At 49.8% G+C, this 18884-nt stretch carries 18 protein-coding genes and 1 tRNA gene; 11 read left to right on the top strand and 8 right to left on the bottom strand.

Going from position 1 to position 18884, the window contains the following annotated elements; translation table 11 throughout:
* The first annotated feature begins 10 nt into the window (after nucleotides 1–10).
* The 3 genes from J1C60_RS06360 to yejF are packed head-to-tail and all read left to right on the top strand — an operon-like array spanning nucleotide 11 to nucleotide 3718.
* The gene (locus J1C60_RS06360) at nucleotides 11–1105 is read left to right on the top strand and encodes a microcin C ABC transporter permease YejB (RefSeq protein ID WP_128176418.1); all 1095 of its coding nucleotides are present in this window, start codon (nucleotides 11–13) and stop codon (nucleotides 1103–1105) included.
* Nucleotides 1102–2127, top strand: a complete 1026-nt coding sequence (locus J1C60_RS06355) for a microcin C ABC transporter permease (protein WP_128176416.1) — start codon at nucleotides 1102–1104, stop codon at nucleotides 2125–2127. Before J1C60_RS06360 ends, J1C60_RS06355 begins: the two co-directional genes overlap by 4 nt.
* Nucleotide 2128: 1 nt before the next feature.
* On the top strand, nucleotides 2129–3718 hold the full coding sequence (yejF, locus tag J1C60_RS06350) for a microcin C ABC transporter ATP-binding protein YejF (RefSeq protein ID WP_128176414.1): 1590 nt from the start codon (nucleotides 2129–2131) through the stop codon (nucleotides 3716–3718).
* A gap of 29 nt (nucleotides 3719–3747) precedes the next feature.
* Here the strand turns inward: yejF and J1C60_RS06345 are convergent, their stop codons facing one another.
* The 3 genes from J1C60_RS06345 to rsuA form a co-directional block, all read right to left on the bottom strand.
* Nucleotides 3748–4092 (bottom strand): YejG family protein, encoded by a 345-nt coding sequence (locus tag J1C60_RS06345; protein ID WP_128176412.1) that lies wholly within the window; start codon nucleotides 4090–4092, stop codon nucleotides 3748–3750.
* A 428-nt stretch (nucleotides 4093–4520) separates the two neighbouring features.
* Nucleotides 4521–5714 (bottom strand): Bcr/CflA family multidrug efflux MFS transporter, encoded by a 1194-nt coding sequence (locus J1C60_RS06340; protein ID WP_128176410.1) that lies wholly within the window; start codon nucleotides 5712–5714, stop codon nucleotides 4521–4523.
* A 139-nt stretch (nucleotides 5715–5853) separates the two neighbouring features.
* Nucleotides 5854–6558: a 16S rRNA pseudouridine(516) synthase RsuA gene (gene rsuA / locus J1C60_RS06335; protein ID WP_128176408.1), complete on the bottom strand. Its 705-nt coding sequence runs from the start codon at nucleotides 6556–6558 to the stop codon at nucleotides 5854–5856.
* Between the two features lie 243 nt (nucleotides 6559–6801).
* On the opposite strand from rsuA, the gene radD reads away from it, so the two are divergent.
* Together radD and rplY are read left to right on the top strand one after the other, a co-directional pair.
* Nucleotides 6802–8556 (top strand): DNA repair helicase RadD, encoded by a 1755-nt coding sequence (gene radD, locus J1C60_RS06330; protein ID WP_128176406.1) that lies wholly within the window; start codon nucleotides 6802–6804, stop codon nucleotides 8554–8556.
* A gap of 291 nt (nucleotides 8557–8847) precedes the next feature.
* A complete protein-coding gene (rplY, locus tag J1C60_RS06325) occupies nucleotides 8848–9132 on the top strand; it encodes a 50S ribosomal protein L25 (protein WP_128176404.1) in 285 nt (94 codons plus the stop codon).
* A 59-nt stretch (nucleotides 9133–9191) separates the two neighbouring features.
* On the opposite strand, the gene yejK is transcribed toward rplY, so the two are convergent.
* A complete protein-coding gene (gene yejK, locus J1C60_RS06320; protein ID WP_128176402.1) occupies nucleotides 9192–10196 on the bottom strand; it encodes a nucleoid-associated protein YejK in 1005 nt (334 codons plus the stop codon).
* A 157-nt stretch (nucleotides 10197–10353) separates the two neighbouring features.
* Here yejK and J1C60_RS06315 point away from each other — a divergent pair, with 157 nt between their 5' ends.
* The 4 genes from J1C60_RS06315 (at nucleotide 10354) to J1C60_RS06300 (ending at nucleotide 13641) form a co-directional block, all read left to right on the top strand.
* The gene (locus tag J1C60_RS06315) at nucleotides 10354–10581 is read left to right on the top strand and encodes a YejL family protein (protein WP_128176400.1); all 228 of its coding nucleotides are present in this window, start codon (nucleotides 10354–10356) and stop codon (nucleotides 10579–10581) included.
* 21 nt (nucleotides 10582–10602) lie between these two features.
* Entirely contained in the window at nucleotides 10603–12354 is a 1752-nt protein-coding gene (gene yejM / locus J1C60_RS06310; protein WP_128176398.1) for an LPS biosynthesis-modulating metalloenzyme YejM, read from the top strand.
* Nucleotides 12355–12426: 72 nt separating this feature from the next.
* Nucleotides 12427–12503 (top strand) — tRNA-Pro (locus tag J1C60_RS06305).
* A gap of 238 nt (nucleotides 12504–12741) precedes the next feature.
* A complete protein-coding gene (locus tag J1C60_RS06300; RefSeq protein WP_128176397.1) occupies nucleotides 12742–13641 on the top strand; it encodes an AbiTii domain-containing protein in 900 nt (299 codons plus the stop codon).
* A 34-nt stretch (nucleotides 13642–13675) separates the two neighbouring features.
* On the opposite strand, the gene J1C60_RS06295 is transcribed toward J1C60_RS06300, so the two are convergent.
* Entirely contained in the window at nucleotides 13676–13885 is a 210-nt protein-coding gene (locus tag J1C60_RS06295; protein WP_128176395.1) for a hypothetical protein, read from the bottom strand.
* Nucleotides 13886–14002: 117 nt separating this feature from the next.
* A complete protein-coding gene (locus tag J1C60_RS06290) occupies nucleotides 14003–15016 on the bottom strand; it encodes a major capsid protein (protein WP_235859157.1) in 1014 nt (337 codons plus the stop codon).
* 61 nt (nucleotides 15017–15077) lie between these two features.
* On the opposite strand from J1C60_RS06290, the gene J1C60_RS06285 reads away from it, so the two are divergent.
* Nucleotides 15078–16246, top strand: a protein-coding gene (locus J1C60_RS06285; protein WP_128177241.1) for an IS3-like element IS911 family transposase whose coding sequence is annotated in 2 segments (ribosomal slippage) — nucleotides 15078–15327 and nucleotides 15327–16246 — 1170 coding nt in all. Because the reading frame shifts where the segments join, the coding sequence is not laid out codon by codon here.
* 50 nt (nucleotides 16247–16296) lie between these two features.
* Here J1C60_RS06285 and J1C60_RS06280 read toward each other — a convergent pair.
* Nucleotides 16297–16497 carry a hypothetical protein gene (locus J1C60_RS06280; RefSeq protein WP_128178779.1) on the bottom strand — a complete coding sequence of 67 codons (201 nt, stop codon included), beginning with the start codon at nucleotides 16495–16497 and terminating at the stop codon, nucleotides 16297–16299.
* A gap of 19 nt (nucleotides 16498–16516) precedes the next feature.
* Nucleotides 16517–16936: a hypothetical protein gene (locus J1C60_RS06275; protein ID WP_128178778.1), complete on the bottom strand. Its 420-nt coding sequence runs from the start codon at nucleotides 16934–16936 to the stop codon at nucleotides 16517–16519.
* A gap of 744 nt (nucleotides 16937–17680) precedes the next feature.
* On the opposite strand from J1C60_RS06275, the gene J1C60_RS06270 reads away from it, so the two are divergent.
* Nucleotides 17681–17923, top strand: coding sequence for a hypothetical protein (locus J1C60_RS06270; protein ID WP_235859178.1), 243 nt, complete (start codon nucleotides 17681–17683; stop codon nucleotides 17921–17923).
* Nucleotides 17924–18884 lie beyond the last annotated feature (961 nt).

Genomic DNA, 18884 nt, shown 5'->3' with positions numbered 1-18884 from the left:
GGAGTAAAGTTTGGGCGCTTATATTCTTCGTCGTGTGTTACTGGTGATCCCTACGCTGTGGGCGATTATTACGATTAATTTTTTTATCGTTCAGGTTGCGCCCGGTGGTCCAGTCGATCAGGCCATCGCCAATATTCAGTTTGGACAAACGTCGGGTCTACCCACCGCCGATGGCGGTGCAGGCAGCGGACGTGGCACAAATGCTGTACACAACCCCGGTGACAGCCAGTATCGTGGATCTCGCGGCCTTGATCCCGAAGTGATTGCAGAGATCACTCAACGCTACGGCTTCGATAAGCCACTGCACGAACGCTATTTCAAGCTACTTTGGGATTACGTACGCTTTGATTTTGGCGATAGTCTGTTTCGCAGTGCATCCGTTATTCAGTTAATTAAAGAGAGCCTGCCAGTCTCAATTACCCTGGGACTGTGGAGCACGCTGATCATTTATCTGGTGTCTATCCCCCTCGGTATCAAGAAAGCGGTACGCAACGGCAGCGCATTCGATATCTGGAGTAGTTCGCTGATCATCATTGGCTACGCTATCCCCTCTTTCCTGTTCGGGATCATGTTGATTGTACTATTTGCTGGTGGTAGCTATCTTGACTGGTTTCCATTGCGGGGACTCACTTCGCCACAGTTCGATACCTTGCCCTGGTATGGAAAAATCACTGATTACTTATGGCACATCGCGTTACCGGTTTTGGCTACGGTTATTGGCGGTTTTGCCACGCTCACAATGCTGACAAAAAACGCGTTTATGGATGAAATTCGTAAACAGTATGTCGTCACCGCTCGGGCAAAAGGTCTGGACGAAAATAAGATACTTTATCGTCACGTGTTTCGTAACGCGATGCTGTTAGTTATCGCCGGCTTCCCTGCCACTTTTATCAGTATGTTCTTTACCGGTTCGCTCTTAATTGAAGTGATGTTCTCGTTAAATGGATTGGGCTTGCTCGGATACGATGCGACCATCCAACGCGATTATCCGGTAATGTTCGGTACGCTCTACATCTTTACGCTGATTGGGCTACTACTGAATATTTTGAGCGATATTACCTATACGCTGGTCGATCCGCGCATTGATTTTGAGGGACGCCAATGAGACACCTAAGCCCAATTAATCAGGCCCGCTGGGGGCGCTTTAAGCAAAATCGTCGCGGATACTGGTCACTATGGATCTTTACGGCTATTTTTGTGCTTTGTCTGGGGGCGGAGCTGCTGGCAAATGATAAGCCTCTGGTGGTGCATTATCAGGATCGCTGGTATATACCGCTGGTGGTTGAGTATACGGAGGCCGACTTTGGCGGGCTGCTGGCAACATCTGCAGATTATCAGGACCCTTGGCTAAAAGATCGCATTGATAATCAGGGTTGGGCTCTGTGGGCTCCCGTCCGGTTTGGGGATAATACCATTAACTTCGCCACCCAAGTACCATTCCCTTCGCCTCCATCAAGCCAGAACTGGCTGGGGACCGATTCAAACGGTGGCGATGTATTAGCACGTATTCTTTACGGCACGCGAATCTCGCTGTTGTTTGGTCTGATGCTAACGGTAATTTCCAGCGTGATTGGCGTAGTGGTTGGTGCAACCCAAGGTTATTTTGGCGGCAAGGTAGATTTACTGGGGCAGCGTTTTATCGAGGTATGGTCGGGGATGCCCACGCTGTTCCTGATTATCCTGCTTTCAAGCGTAGTACAACCCGGCTTCTGGTGGCTACTGGCGATTACCGTACTTTTTGGCTGGATGAGTCTGGTCGGCGTAGTGCGTGCTGAATTTTTGCGTACCCGTAACTTTGACTATATTCGCGCGGCTCAAGCGCTGGGCGTAAGCGACGGCCGCATTATGCTGCGCCATATGCTACCGAATGCGATGGTTGCTACGCTAACGTTTTTACCCTTTATTCTATGCGGCTCTATAACTACCCTCACCTCACTGGATTTCCTTGGATTTGGACTGCCGCTGGGTTCGCCCTCTCTGGGCGAACTGTTGCTGCAGGGAAAAAATAATTTGCAGGCTCCATGGCTTGGGCTGGCCGGTTTCTTCTCGCTGGCGCTTCTTCTGTCACTGCTGATTTTTATTGGCGAAGCCGTTCGTGACGCGTTTGACCCCAGCAAGGTGCATTGATATGAGTACGCCACTTCTCAAGATTGAAGATTTAAGTATCGCTTTTCGTCAGGGCGGCATTACTCGCTCTGTAGTAAAAAATTTGTCGCTGTCGGTTGATGCTGGTGAAACTTTAGCCCTGGTGGGGGAGTCCGGTTCGGGGAAAAGCGTAACGGCCCTTTCGGTGATGCGGCTGTTGCCTACGCCGCCGACCCTTTATCAAGGTGGTGCAATTTATTTTTCCGGACACAATGTGCTGCAGGCTAATGACCGCACGTTGCGCAGCCTACGCGGCAACCGTATGGCGATGATCTTCCAGGAACCGATGATGTCACTGAATCCGCTGCATACCATTGAAAAACAGCTGTATGAAGTGCTATCGCTGCACCGAGGTATGCGCCGCGAAGCTGCAAGAGCCGAAATGCTCACTTGCCTTGATCGCGTTGGTATCCGCAACGCTAAAAATCGCCTCAGTGATTATCCGCACCAGTTATCTGGAGGAGAACGGCAGCGTATCATGATCGCTATGGCGCTGCTGACACAGCCCGAACTGCTCATTGCTGATGAGCCAACGACAGCATTGGACGTTACGGTTCAGGCTCAAATCCTGACCCTGCTGAAAGAACTGAAGCAGGAACTGAATATGGGGTTGTTGTTTATCACCCACAACCTAAATATTGTCCGCCAGTTAGCCGATAATGTAGCGGTAATGCACAACGGTTCTGTCGTCGAAAATAACGATACTTCATTACTGTTTGCAGCACCTCAGCATGAATATACGCGTAAGCTACTGGACGCTGAGCCCGAAGGCCGTCCATTACCATCCGACGCTGAAAAATTGCCGCTGCTGCGCGTTGAGGATTTACAGGTTTCGTTTCCCATCAGGCGTGGCTTAATGCGACGTACGGTCGATCACCACATTGCGTTGAAATCACTCAGCTTCACGCTGCGCCCGGGAGAAAGCCTGGGGCTTGTAGGAGAATCAGGATCGGGCAAAAGCACCACTGGGCTGGCACTATTACGGTTAATCCAGTCCCGGGGAGATATTTGGTTTGATAACCAACCATTACATCAGTGGGACCGTAAAAAAATGCTTAAGGTGCGCCCGCGTATTCAGGTGGTTTTTCAGGATCCAAACTCTTCGTTAAATCCGCGACTCAACGTCACGCAAATTATCGCCGAGGGGTTACAGGTGCATCGCCCAAGCCTGACGGAAGAACAGCGCGACCGTGAAGTAGTTGAAGTCATGCTTGAGGTTGGACTCGATCCACAAACCCGCTACCGTTATCCTGCAGAATTTTCCGGCGGACAACGCCAACGCATCGCTATCGCCCGGGCGCTAATCCTGCAACCCGAGCTACTAATTCTGGATGAGCCCACCTCTTCTCTCGATCGCTCAGTACAAAAACAGATCCTGGAGCTGCTCAAGAAATTGCAGCAGCAGCACCGCCTGGCCTACGTTTTTATTAGCCACGATCTTAAAGTAGTGCGCTCGCTGTGCCATCAGTTGGTAGTGTTGCGGCAGGGGGAAGTGGTGGAACAAGGCGATTGTGAGACAATTTTTGCCGCACCACAGCAGGCGTATACGCGTCAGCTTTTGTCATTTTCCTGACATCATCTGACGCAAGCCTGCGAATAAGGTCAGAACGGATTTACTGGCGAAAAGGTTTCAGCAATGGCCACGCCCTGGTTTTTCAGGCGGCAGGTGGTGGCGGCTTCATCATTGAGGTAGACAAACAGGCAAGGCTCCCCCTCCCACTCCAGCACGGTGCAGTCTACCTGAATATCAGCCAGTGCAGCTTTAAGCTTATGCATGGTTTCCCAGGCGGTCTCACCATCATGACTGAGTAATTTCAAGCCAATCAGCGCGTCCTCATCCGCCCACGAGCTAATATTTAAAGGTTCAATTACCTCACCCGCTCCCCCGGAAGACCAGCGGTAGCGCTGTGGTAAACGATGAACGACTGAAAGATGTAGCGTAGTCAAATCAAATCCCCGGAGCAGTGGTATTTTATTCGCAACAGCGCGGCGAAATCAGCACCTGAATGTTTCAGAATACGTGTCAATCTCAACTGTCGCTTTTCTTATAATTCGCGTGATACGACTTCATTTTTTGAGAGTTAGTTCTCATTTTATCGAATATATTTACCGCGTTAATACCGGGATAACAACCAGTTTCGCTACAAATTAATAACTTTTTTGCGCATTACTTTTTACAACGCAGGTAAGGAATCATGCATTTCGTACAAACACCAGATAAGGTCCAGCAATAAACCAAACGCCCCATTTAAATGTTTCTGTCCGGAAAATAGGTCCCCCGCCATCCATCACTGTCTTACGCTACAGGCAGCGCTATCCCGAAATGGACAGCAGGAACCGCAGAGGGGATTATGCGCTTTGTATCAGAGATGAAATTAAACCCGTTTATGCGGGCGACTGGCGTATAAATACAGCAAAATTGATACCGTTGAGCACAGTGCAATGGCACCAACCATTGGCCAGGCACTGTTGAAGGTGATAGTTGAGAGCAGCATTCCGACCAGTGCACCGATACCAAAACGTAGCGTCCCGGCCAGTGATGACGCAGTCCCTGCTATATGCGGAAATTCATCAAGGATCACCGCCATCGCGTTCGACGAAACCATCGCGACGCAGCCGATAAACATCGCAACGCCAAACACCAGCGGTAAAAAGCCCAAATTGAGCAGGCTAACAATCAGCAACCAGATCCCCATCGCAAACTGAATTAACAGACCAAAGCGAAACATGGCCAGCGGGCCAAAGCGGCGTACTGAACGGCTGTTAATTAACGTCATAATGAATAAAAACACCACATTAAGCGCAAAGTAGTAACCAAAATGTTGAGGCGAAATATGGTTGATTTCGATATAGACGAACGGCCCGGCATTCAGAAATGAGAACAATCCTGCGAAAGAGAAACCGCTGGCAAGCATATAGCTAAAAGCGCGCGTATGCCGGAAAAGCTGCAGAAAATTACCAAGCATGGTACGAAGATGAAAACGCTGACGTTTTTCACGGGGTAGCGTCTCTTTAATTTGGGTGACTACCAGCAGCGTGGTAACAATTGCTGCAGCGGAAATTGCCCAAAAAATGGCGTGCCAGCTCCAAATCAGCAACATCCAACCGCCCAGGATGGGTGCCAGCAGCGGTGCAATCGTGGTGACCAGCATCACAAATGACATCATGCGTGAAAACTCCTCTTTCGAATAGCTGTCACGCATTAACGCGCTGATCACTACACTCCCCGCAGCAGCAGACAGTCCATGCAAAAAACGCATATTGATCAGTTGTTCAACCGTCTGAGACATCGCGCAGGCCGCAGCTGCCAGCGCAAACACCAGCGTTCCAAAGGTTATCACCGGCTTCCGACCAAAGCTGTCCGCCAGTGGGCCATAAAATAACTGCCCGAGCGCAAAACCAAGGATATAGAGATTCAGCGTCATCTGTACGCTGCCGGCAGAGACGTTAAATTGTTTGGCAATCTGCGGCAGTGCCGGCAAATACATATCAATCGACAAGGGCATCAACATAGCCAGAAGGCCGAGAATAACGACCAAGCCGATTGAGGAGTTACTTTCCTTTCGCACTCTACTTCCCCTCTCTTCATAATTGAAGCGGCATCGGTGCGGGTTGCCCATTCACCGGAATCGCCGCTCTTCACAAGCTGAGCGGGATTCATACTCCTGCCGTCAGGTGATGTTTTTATAGATAAGGCCTTCCCCGCGGCTACTTCGGCACGACTATACTGCTAATCTCTTCGAGCGTTAATGGACGATACTCGCCCGGTTCAAGATCGCTATCCAGCGTTATAGCACCGATGCGTTCGCGATGAAGTGCAACAACGTGGTTGCCAACAGCAGCAAACATGCGCTTAACCTGATGGTAACGCCCCTCACTGATGGTCAGACGGACCTGATTTTCTGCGATAACGTCCAATGTCGCCGGCTGCGTTAGCGTTTTTTCACCATGCAATTGAACACCTTCAGCAAATTGTTGTGCGGTGTCATCGCTTAATGGCTGTTCCAGCGTGACCAGATAGGTTTTCTCACAGTGATGGCGCGGTGAGGTAATACGGTGAGACCACTGTCCATCATCAGTCATCAAAACCAGACCGGTAGTATCAATGTCAAGGCGCCCTGCCGCATGCAGTTTCCAGGCTGTGGGTTCTTCCAGGAAGAACAGCACGGTAGGATGATCGGGATCGTCGGTAGAGCAGACATAACCCTGCGGTTTATTCAGCATAAAGTAGCGTGGACCAAACTGCTGCTGTAGCGGATTCCCGTCATATTCAACCTGATGTTCCGGGTCAAGTTTAAACGCGGAGTCACGGACGATTTCACCATCAACCGTAACGCGTCGACCACGGATTTCACGGGCTGCAATTGCCCGGCTAATTTCCAGTTGCTGAGATAAAAATTTATCGAGTCGCATTAAATCTGCTTTGCCTGTTTTCTTGAAATGAAGTCCGGCGTGTCATACCCGCCATACATTACGCTGCATCGGATCTGATTTTACCTGTAGCGTATCGGGTTAAACGCCTGAAAAGACGCCAGCGCGCCCTGAAAGGTGAAGGCTAGTATAACCCAGGGTTACACCTCGCTAACAGAGGCGATCGCGCTGTTCACCTGCTTTCATGGCATAATACGACCCTGTTTCCAAAATCGTTGCCAATTCATGTCGTTTACTCTGCGTCCTTATCAACAGGAAGCGGTTGATGCTGCGATCAGCTACTTCCGCCGTTCCCAACAACCTGCCGTCATAGTGTTACCTACCGGTGCAGGTAAAAGCCTGGTGATTGCCGAGCTGGCAAGGCGCGCACGCGGTCGGGTACTGGTGCTTGCGCACGTAAAAGAACTGGTTGCGCAAAATCACAGCAAATATCAAGCTTACGGGCTTGAAGCTGATATCTTCGCTGCCGGTCTGCAGCGCAAGCAGAGTGAAAGTAAAGTTGTATTTGGCAGCGTGCAGTCCGTTGCACGTAATCTTGAGCGTTTTGACAGTGCGTTCTCACTGCTGATTGTGGATGAATGCCATCGTATTGGTGACAACGCACACAGCCAGTACCAGCATATTCTTACTCATCTTCGCCAACATAATCCTCAGTTGCGACTGTTGGGATTAACCGCAACACCCTATCGTCTGGGCAAAGGGTGGATATATCAGTTTCACTATCACGGGATGGTACGTGGGGATGAGCAGGCACTATTCCGTGACTGCATCTATGAATTGCCGCTACGTTACATGATTAAACATGGCTTCCTTGTCACGCCTGAGCGGCTGGATATGCCGGTAGTACAATATGATTTCAGTCGTCTAACGGCACAAGCAAGCGGGCTCTTCAGCGAGGCTGATCTTAACCGCGAATTAAAACAGCAACAGCGTATCACCCCACAAATCATCCGTCAGATCGTTGAGTTTGCTGAAGATCGCAAAGGCGTGATGATCTTCGCTGCGACTGTTGAGCACGCGAAAGAAGTACTCTCGCTCCTGCCGTCAGCAAAGGCATTAATCAGCGCAGAGACGCCAGTTGCCGAACGAGATGCCACTATCACTGCCTTCAAAAATCAACGACTACGTTATCTGGTCAATGTGGCAGTACTCACAACGGGTTTTGATGCACCACACGTTGATTTAATCGCTATTCTACGCCCAACCGAATCCGTTAGCCTGTATCAGCAAATCGTGGGCCGCGGCTTGCGTTTATCACCGGGAAAAAGCGACTGTCTGATCCTTGATTATGCCGGAAACCCGCACGACCTTTATACGCCCGAGGTTGGCGCGCCAAAAGGTAAAAGCGATAATCACCCGGTGCAAGTATTTTGTCCCGCCTGCGGTTTCGCGAATACCTTCTGGGGAAAAACCACGCAAGACGGTACCGTTATTGAACATTTCGGACGCCGCTGCCAGGGAGTACTGGACGATGATGAAGGTCATCGCGAACAGTGTGACTTCCGCTTTCGCTTTAAAAACTGCCCGCACTGCAACACGGAAAACGACATTGCGGCACGACGCTGTCACCACTGTGACGCCATTCTTGTCGATCCGGACGATATGCTGAAAGCGGCCCTTAAATTAAAGGATGCTCTGGTTTTACGTTGTGGTGGAATGCAACTGACCCACGGTAATGATGAGAACGGTGAATGGCTTAAGGCTGAATATTTTGATGAAGACGGAAACAGCGTCAGCGAACGCTTCCGTCTGAAAACCCCGTCCCAGCGTAAAGCCTTTGAACAGATCTTTATGCGTCCCCACCAGCGTGCACCTGGTGTGCCACTTGGCTGGCAAAATGCTGCTGATATCGTCGCATTACAGCCTCTCTTACGGCATCCCGATTTTGTCGTTGCACGTCAGCACAAATATTATTGGCAGGTTAGAGAAAAGTTATTCGATTATCAGGGACGCTATCGCCGGGCTAATGAACTACGCTAAAACCGATAATCACCAACGCGACCAACCGCAGAAGCACCTTCCGGGATGACGGGATACCCTAAATAATTGGCGTTGCGGCAAGGTTGCAAGTCACCGGGAGCATAGCAAACTATGTGACCGGCGCGCACACACGCAGTCAACGCAGAAGCAGCGTCAAGTATGACGGGTATATTTGCCTGCCAAAGGTAACTCGGCTATAATGCCGCCCGCTTTTGCTCTCGCAAAAGCTGAACACTCCAACCTGTTGCTGGGTCGCCTGTAGCAGGATCATATTCTTGAAGAGATACACAAATGTTCACTATTAATGCAGAAGTACGTAAAGAGCAGGGTAAGGGTGCGAGCCGCCGCCTGCGTGCAGCTAACAAATTCCCCGCTATCATTTACGGTGGCAAGGAAGAAGCTGTTGCTATCGAACTGGATCATGACTCACTGATGAACACCCAGGTTAAGCCTGAGTTTTATACCGATGTTCTGACCCTGGTTGTCGACGGTAAAGAAGTTAAAGTTAAAGTTCAGGCTGTTCAGCGTCACCCGTTCAAGCCAAAACTGCAGCACATCGACTTCGTTCGCGCTTAATCGCTGATGCTGTCGAAAAACGCCGCTTAATGCGGCGTTTTTTTTGGGGTCAATGGTGATCAATGGCCGCCGGTACGGCGTTGCAACTGATCGCGCAAGTTCGGCGGAGTACCTTTTATGGTCAAGGTGTCCGTTGCCGGATCCCAAAAAATCCGCTCGCCCAACAGCATTGCATCGAAATTAAGGGTAAGCCCACCGCCGCTGCCAGCAAACTTCGTAAGCTGACGTAACGTACTGCGGTCTGCCGGGAAACTCTCTTCCAGTTCGTATCCCTGCTCCTGAGTGAAAGCCTGAAACGTTTTTTCTCCCAGTGGCGGTAGCTCGCTCGATAGCGCCTCCAGCGCAATCTCTTCACCCGCCTGCAACTGCTCGTTGCAATAGCTGTAAACCTGTTGCCGATAATTTTGCCGCTCGCCTTTATCCAACTGAGATTCGGCACAGTAATCATCCACCGCCTGTAGCAGGCCACGGTTTTGCGCTTTAGTATCCAGTCCAACGCTGGCACCAAGGAAATCCATAAAGAAGTCAGAGACTTTACGCCCTACCCGTCCCCGTAAAAAAGTAAGATAGCGGGTGGATTCCGGATTCGTTTCCCATTCGGTTAAGTCGATACGAGCAACAATATCAGCATGGTTGATATCAAGGTAATGCGTGCTGCTGATGTCCAGTTGTTCATTAACGCGCATACTGCTTTGGCTACTCAAGACCGAGACCAATAAGTATTCAACGGCCAGATAGCGATAATGGCAAAAGAGCACAATACCGCCTTCCGCAAAAGGATACTTTGCCAGTTCATCACGCAAACGACCGGTTGCCGCGCGACTAAAGGCAAGAAAATCATCTTCTCCTTTACGGCAGTTGCGCAGCGCATTGGCCAGTTCACTCTCTTCATTGAACAGACCGTAAGCTTTACTTTTTGCGCTGTATACGCGGTGCAGCTCCTCGACCATCGCTTCAACAGTAGCATTGGTGGGCAATAGCGAATCGCGTAAAACCAGCTCCAGCGTCTGTTCATCACGCTTAATTAGCTGGTGAAGGGCAATCTGGTCGATATCCAGACTCATGGTAGACTCTCCTTTGTGACTCAGGCGCGTATTCAATCACTGCGGGTCGCTGCAATCAACCGCACAATGCATTAAGTTAAGATGATGATAAAAGTGCGGCAAAAATCGCGCTATTACGTTAAGATACCGCCCTTTAATACTTGAATAATTCGACGTTATGCCACAATCATCCCGTTACAGTGACGAACGCGTGGAACAGCTCCTCGCAGAAATGGTATCCGTACTGGAAAAAGACCAGACGCCAACCGACCTTTCCCTGATGGTATTGGGAAATATGGTAACCAATTTAATTAATACCAGCGTTGCGCCAGCTCAGCGTCGCGTGCTGGCTCGTTCCTTCGCTGATGCACTTCAGGCTTCAGTTCGCGAAGATAAAGCCCACTAAAGTGATGATCCTGACTCTGTTATGGTAAACAATCGACAGCGCTATCGTGAAAAAGTCTCCCAGATGATCAGCTGGGGGCATTGGTTCGCGCTGTTTAATATCTTTTTTGCCTTCATTCTGGGCAGCCGTTATCTGTTCGTTGCCGACTGGCCCTCCTCGTTAGCAGGGCGTATCTACGCCTATATCAGTTGGCTTGGACACTTCAGCTTTATCGTTTTTGCCGCTTACTTGCTGATTGTCTTTCCGCTGACATTTATTGTTTTGTCACAGCGGCTAATGCGTTTTGTCTCAGCAATAGTCGCCACTGCGGGTCTCACATTGATGCTGGTTGATAGCGCCGTTTTTAACCGCTTCCACTTGCACCTGAATCCCATCGTCTGGGAATTAGTCATCAACCCCGACCAAAGCGAGATGGCGCGCGACTGGCAGTTAATGTTCATTAGCGTTCCCGCGATCTTTCTGGTAGAGATGCTGTTCGCTACATGGAGCTGGCAGAAGCTGCGTAGCCTGAACCGCCGAAGCTTTGGCAAGCCATTAGCCGCGCTATTTATCACCGCCTTTTTCACCAGTCATTTAATGTATATTTGGGCTGATGCAAACTTTTATCGCCCGATTACAATGCAGCGCTCTAATTTACCGCTTTCTTATCCAATGACAGCACGCCGCTTTCTTGAAAAACACGGCCTGTTGGATGCTCAGGAGTACCAGCGCCGTCTGGTACAACAGGGCAACCCGGAAGCTTTGTCGGTTGCTTATCCGCTGAGCGAAATTGCCTTCCGCGATAAAGGCACACACAGCAATTTGCTGGTGATAACGGTAGACGGCCTGAACCAGCAAACCATGACGAAAGCGCTCCCGAATCTCAACCGATTCGCTGAGAATAATGTGCGTTTTAATCAGCATTATAGCGCCGGTACTTCAGATGATGCCGGACTCTTTGGCCTGTTTTATGGCATTTCTCCGAGCTATATGGATGGCGTGCTCTCTTCACGTATTCCCTCGACATTAATCAGTGCACTCAGCCAACAAGGCTATCAGTTCGGATTATTTGCCTCCGATGGCTTCAGCTCCCCTCTTTATCGTCAGGCGCTCCTGGCTGATTTTTCTTTGCCCGCTGCCAGCAGCCAGCCAGACTCTCAGACAACCGCACACTGGCAGCGCTGGTTATCGAGCCGGAAACAGGAGAGCACCCCTTGGTTTTCCTGGGTATCCTATGAAGGTCTAAACGATACCGACAGTAGTGTTAACGATATATCACGTCGTTATCAACGTCATGCCGCAAGCGTGGATAAACAGATTCAAACCGTGCTGGATACGTTGCAACAGAAAGACCTGTTGAAAAATACTGTCGTGGTCATCACCGCTCAGCATGGCGTAGTGCTGGATGGCAATAATCAACCGGGTAACCGTGCTGCATTACAGGTTCCCTTGGTTGTGCATTGGCCAAATACCCCCGCGCAGCAGGTTAGCAAACTCACTGACCACCAGGATGTAATGACCACACTGATGCAACGCTTACTGCATGTAAGCACCGCACCGGGAGAGTATTCTCAGGGGGAAGATCTGTTTGCGGCCCAGCGTCGACATGACTGGATTGCCAGTACCAAAGACAATAAATTGGTGATTACTACGCCACAAACCACGCTGATACTGGATAATAGCGGCAGCTATAAGGCTTATGATAACGAAGGTCATGAACTAAAAGATCATCGGTTGCAGCTGGCCTTATTGCTGCAGGTTTTAACGGAAGAGAAACGTTTTATCGCTAACTGATTATTTATAAAGCAGTTAACACATCAGTAGCTTGCAATCGATCGCGGAAAAGGTACACTATCTCGCACAGTTCGGCACGTAGCGCAGCCTGGTAGCGCACTGTCATGGGGTGTCAGGGGTCGGAGGTTCAAATCCTCTCGTGCCGACCAACTAATTTCCCCGTCATAGCAGCGTTTGATGAGAGTCAAGCGCTGCTAAGTCTATGGGGATTCTCATTCGTTCACAACTGTTCGTTCACAGTTGGTGTGAATGAGATATAGACACACCATTCCCGTGCGCTACCAAACTGCGCTACGTGCCATCAAGCGCTATGCTTCCTCTTTTTAAAATTCATTTTTGCTTCCAACAAGTTGTAGAATAATCATAATTAGCTAATGAGGGCTTTTGATGATCAATTCGCCAGTCTTAGAACTACAAGGTTTAGCCAGTTCTGGCTCTACTCCGCTCATTGATGTTCTTCTCAAAGCCAAAGTGATCTCAGTTAAACTCGGGCTTGATGACATAAGCCAATGGCTGGAGAGAGAAATTAGCGGTTATGCCACGATGGCTTCTGTTCCAGATTATCGGGTTGGGTATGGTTTGGTGAAAGCCTTCAATCCCTACAGAGGTTGGATTCCTGTCGATCTTGGAACTTATGACCAAACTGTTATAGACATTTTCACAACTATTCGTTTTACAGACGACATCTCATCTTTAAGCAAAATCAGCGCTTCGACTTCCACACCATATTTGCACTTACCAACGCCACTTGTAGAAGCATTGAGTCAGGGTCATGATTCGCAATATCAATTCGCATGGTTTTTTAGTAAAACCAAGGTAGAGCAGATACTTGCAACAGTGCGATATAGAGTTCTGGAGTGGGCATTAGACTTAGAGAAGAAAGGTGTTCTTGGTTTAGGCTTACTGTTTACACCACAAGAAAAGGAGGCCGCGCCGTTGACTGCAAATTACATCACCACAATTAATGGAAATGTGAATAATGCTGGCGTGATTGGTTCTGGCAATGGTGATATTGAACAGACCAATTCCGTAACAGCAGGTGATTTTAATTCTTTAGAGAAGCAACTTCGCGCATGGGGAGTTTCCCAAGACGAAGTAGAATCACTTTCACAGGCTATCCAAGACTCTGATGTTCCTACCGGCCCTGATAATTTTGGCGGTAAGATTGGAACGTGGATAGGCAACATGGTTGGGAAGGCATATTCTGGTTCACTCAAGATTGCAGCGACCTCCGCCCCTGCCCTGCTCACTAATGCAATATGTCAATATTATGGAATTGCAGTTTAGAGAACAAAAAAACCGGGCGGTTTCCCGTCCGGCTTTAAGTGTTCAGCTTCTTTATTCGCTTTGCTGTCACGGCTTCTCTGATCGCTGTCTCCAGCCCTTTAGCCTGGATGTGGTCAAACAGCGTTGTTCGTTTCATATCAAGCCAACGTGCAAGTGCCGAAAGGTTGATGATTGAGTCATCGTCACCTTTGAGCGGCAGGGTCAGAACTGGCACAGAGCCAACTCCAAGCAGTTGTAATCTCATTTATTAATCTCCTTTCCTTTGCCTCGCCACCTCAATGGCGGAGCTTACGCACTGCATCAGCAGCGGGGGCAAGTCATGCCCCCAATTACTGCAAGCGGTGTCCATATCGCGCCGGTCTTACGCGGCCTGGTTCGTCAGCTTAGTAACGAAGTCAGGACGGTAAATCACTGGCAGGATGCTCGATTCCGCGAACAGTTCCACGTTGCGGAGCTTGTCCTGATGGCTGTAGATGCGGAAATCTACAGGCTCAGCGAACGCCAGATCCAGATTGCGGCTGGTTGCGGTGGCTACGTAACCAAACGGCAGAGCGATGTCTGAGGATAGCGGCTTGCCAAATTTTGGCACTAAGAACGCCTGGTCAGCGCTGATGCCGTAGAGTGGATCGGTCACTTCAACCACACGGACGTTGTCCAGCAGGAAGGTAGAGAAGCCCGGCAAAATTTCCTTATTGAACAGAACGTCACGATCCAACAAGCCGTATTGAATGCTCTGGCGAATGTCAGGATGGTATTTCACATTGCGGAAGACATTACTACCAGCGAAAAGGATGAATCCATCCAGTTGACCAGCCAGGCCACCCATGCGGAGCTTAGTAGCGCTCACGGCGTCATCAATGCTGCGTAGTGGGTCTAAAGCGATCCCTGTCTCGATGGTTCCCGTAGCCTGCTCGTAGCCGAATTCGTCTTGCCAGTCGATCAGCGGCTGCTGAGTAAACTCTGCTTCGACAGTGTTACGGAACAAGGCATCAGCGAACATCTTTTCACGAGTACGCATGTACTTGTCATGCATTGCCAGGCTTGAGGCGGTCAGCGCGTCCATGATCGACATTTGCAGGTCACTACCCAGCTTACGATATGGCTGCACGTCCGCTGCTGTGATGCGGTCAGTGTAAGCGTGAAGCGGAGCTTCGATCAGATGGTTAGAGCTTTGACGCTTCGCGGTGGCAGTCCATTCGGAGCCATAGCGGTTAACGGATTTGCTCACCTTCTGCGCTACTTCGTCCAGCACGTCTAAGGAGACCTTTGGGCTCATTGACGTTTGACGGTCTGCGAACACATTCATGGTGGTCAGCAAGGTGTTCTTAGCTGGCAGGTTGGCAAAGGTTGCTGTGTGGTCGGTGTGAAGTGGCACACTGAATTTGGCCACCTGAACAGAGGTGATATGCTCACCTCAGAACAACACAGGTGCTCCAATGAAAAAAAGAAATTTCAGCGCAGAGTTTAAACGCGAATCCGCTCAACTGGTTGTTGACCAGAACTACACGGTGGCAGATGCCGCCAAAGCTATGGATGTTGGCCTTTCCACAATGACAAGATGGGTCAAACAACTGCGTGATGAGCGTCAGGGCAAAACACCAAAAGCCTCTCCGATAACACCAGAACAAATCGAAATACGTGAGCTGAGGAAAAAGCTACAACGCATTGAAATGGAGAATGAAATATTAAAAAAGGCTACCGCGCTCTTGATGTCAGACTCCCTGAACAGTTCTCGATAATCGGGAAACTCAGAGCGCATTATCCTGTGGTCACACTCTGCCATGTGTTCGGGGTTCATCGCAGCAGCTACAGATACTGGAAAAACCGTCCTGAAAAACCAGACGGCAGACGGGCTGTATTACGCAGTCAGGTACTTGAGCTACATGGCATCAGCCACGGTTCGGCCGGAGCAAGAAGCATCGCCACAATGACAACCCGGAGAGGCTACCAGATGGGACGCTGGCTTGCTGGCAGGCTCATGAAAGAGCTGGGGCTGGTCAGCTGTCAGCAGCCGACTCACCGGTATAAACGTGGTGGTCATGAACATGTTGCTATCCCTAACTACCTTGAACGGCAGTTCGCCGTGACCGAGCCAAATCAGGTGTGGTGCGGTGATGTGACCTATATCTGGACGGGTAAGCGCTGGGCGTACCTCGCCGTTGTTCTCGACCTGTTCGCAAGAAAACCAGTGGGCTGGGCCATGTCGTTCTCGCCGGACAGCAGGCTCACCATGAAAGCGCTGGAAATGGCATGGGAAACCCGTGGTAAGCCCGGCGGGGTGATGTTCCACAGCGATCAGGGCAGTCATTATACGAGCAGGCAGTTCCGGCAGTTATTGTGGCGATACCAGAGCAGGCAGAGTATGAGCCGGCGCGGAAACTGCTGGGATAACAGCCCAATGGAACGCTTCTTCAGGAGTCTGAAGAACGAATGGATGCCGGTGGTGGGTTACGTAAGCTTCAGCGAGGCAGCTCACGCCATAACGGATTATATCGTTGGATATTACAGCGCACTAAGACCGCACGAATATAACGGAGGGTTACCCCCAAACGAATCGGAAAATCGATACTGGAAAAACTCTAACTCGGTGGCCAGTTTTTGTTGACCACTTCAACCAGATCAAGTAGGTTATACTCAATCTTGATGAAGTCGCCTTTATCTCTGTTCTGCTTGCTCACTGTTATTTTCTCCTTCGTGATGTTTCCCCATGCCGGGTAATGGCAATCCGTTATCGAATCGTGTTGCAACGGCGCTCAGCACGTCACGGATCAATCGTGGAACCGTGGTTCCCTGTCGCTTGGCCTCTGCTAATAGACCGCTGTATACGTGGTCAGGTAATTTGATGCTCAACGCCATGTTGGTTTATCTCCTCTGTTTAACCCGCCGTTGCCATGTCCGGCACTTTCTCACCCGTCAGCTTTTTCAGTTCCGTAGCGGCTTCAACCATTTTCAGGATTAACACCTGATCGTTTACCAGCCCGATTCCCTGCTTCGTGTAGTGCAATCGCCAGGCGGTCAATACTGGCTGGATGATATCGATCACGTCGCGGCCTTTTGCTAATTCAGCGCTGTAAGGTTTCAGAGTCGTGCGGACAGTGCGTGACGCACGGGCATTACGTTTCAGGCGGAGCTTATGCTCCTTGAGCAGTTCGAGCGCTTTGGATGTATTCCGTTTGTTGGTTCCGACACGGTTGATGAATCCGTATAGCGCGGTTTGCGTTGTCTCACCGTGAATGATCGCGTTGAAAATAGTTTCGGCTGATTCCACGCCGAAGTTGATTTTTGCTGTCTTCAATTTTTTCTCCGTAGGGTTAATTTTCAGGGCGGTTGATTCTGTTCACGCCCCTCATTGTTATAGATTTTATCAGCATAAGTTATAAATTGCAATTACGTATTTTTGTATTTTTAGTTATGTCAATATTTATTTTGTAAATTGCGTGATGACTCGGAAACCAGTCATCAGACGCAAGCGCCATGAAACGCTTTGTATCGCGTTTTGCTGCGTTATAGCGTTGATGTAGTGCATTGGCATTACCAAGAGCGTTTAAATCGATCTGAGGGCTTCCTGTAGAGGATTTGAGGGATTAAAGCTGATGGGTTGATGTCCTGATTTCTTATCAGCGCCGCCCATCGTTAGCCTCGATCATCGATCTCGGCCTGTGCATCGCACAGTTCCAAATCTGACGCGCTGTCGCTTGTCTGCCCAAAAGGTGGCTTGCCTCTCCCGGTCAGGGAGAGATAAGCAAGGCAACGCGTGGGCGATGCAGATCGCGAAGCGTTGAGCGGAGCGACTGAACAGATTTATCAAAACTGACTCGCCAGTCAGATCCCCTAAGAAGATCTTTAAGTCTTTTCTTTATTTTTATTTTTAATATTTATTTAATTCTTATAGTCCTCCATTTCAGAGGGGGTGACCCTCTATTTTAGCGGGGGTGTACCTCTATTTTGGAGGGGGGTATATCTCCTGGTCTGGACGCGCATCTATCAACTGTTTTACTGTTCAAGCCAACCAACTGCACAGTGAACGTGAGAGAACAGCATGGACATAATCCAAGGTAAGGAAGCATTCAACGAGATGGCAACGGGCGTTCTGGTGAAGCTGTTCACGGACTATCCGTCATTCACAACCTTCGAGTTCTCTGATTTGGGATGGAGTCCGCGCAAGCCAAACCGCCAGGTTGATTTGCTGATTAATACTCTGAACAGCCTTGAAGAACTGGGATACGTCAAAATCATATCCCGCACCGATATGGACTACACAGCAAAGCTGTCACCGTCATGATTAAGCATCCTCAATCGTCAGGCGCCAGGCTCAGGGGAAACAGTCATCAACCTCCTAAACGCTGTGGCAGGTGAAGCCAAGGGAGCGGCTATCAGCTCTGCTGTGAGCGCTGCTATTAACTGGATTTTCAGCGGTATTAAATAAACTTTAATTCCAGTCAATTAGCGGTTAAATGGGCTTAACAGGCAGAGAAAAGCGCCCTTTTTAGCTATGCGGCTATGTGTGGGATCATGCGTTTGGTTCGCTGCTTACAGTGAATGCGAGTGACCGTATCTGCCCCAAATCAACATGAACAAGCCTGCAACCCGCGTCAGAAAAGGCGGCGTTAATATTATCGCCATACAATGAAAACATTAAATCAATGATATTATGATGCGTTGCTTGACCGGGAACGATTTCCGCGTCCCGGATGGATTACGCCACGCACGGAAAAAAATTTTTCTGGCTGCCCCCTCACCTGACGGCCTGCCAGCTACACAGAGGCTCGCTGATTTCGCTGGTTGCATCGCCTTTGATTGTTGGTAATCGCCTCGCTACGGCGCTTTGGTGAAGTCTGGCGACCTATAATGATACGGTCTGGTGTATTCCGCGTTGTTGGCTGCACTCTGCGTTGATGGAAGCGCCCGGAAACGGCGAACCGCGAAGATAGCGACGACATACCGCACAACCGATCACCGAAATGACCAGCAGCCGAACCGCGAACCGTCGATCACTGTGTTGATGACTTCATGCAGCCGTTGCCGAAAGGTGGAGTGATGGAAATGTGCCGCCTGACGCCTGGAGCCAGCCAACGGGCTGAAACCGGATATTCGGTGCAATGCGCCGTAAGTCGTGCAAAATTACTGAACAGGTTTTCTTGCCAGCAAAGTGGCTCTATCAGTGGTGATCATGTGTGGAAACAAGCGTCATCGTGTCGCCGCGCCCTGAAAGGCTCGCACAGACAAAACCACACAAACCGTGT

Source organism: [Pantoea] beijingensis, from assembly GCF_022647505.1.
Lineage (GTDB): Bacteria > Pseudomonadota > Gammaproteobacteria > Enterobacterales > Enterobacteriaceae > Erwinia > Erwinia beijingensis.
The sequence above is the reverse complement of the archived record's forward strand: the minus strand, read 5'-3'. Positions and strand labels throughout refer to the sequence as shown.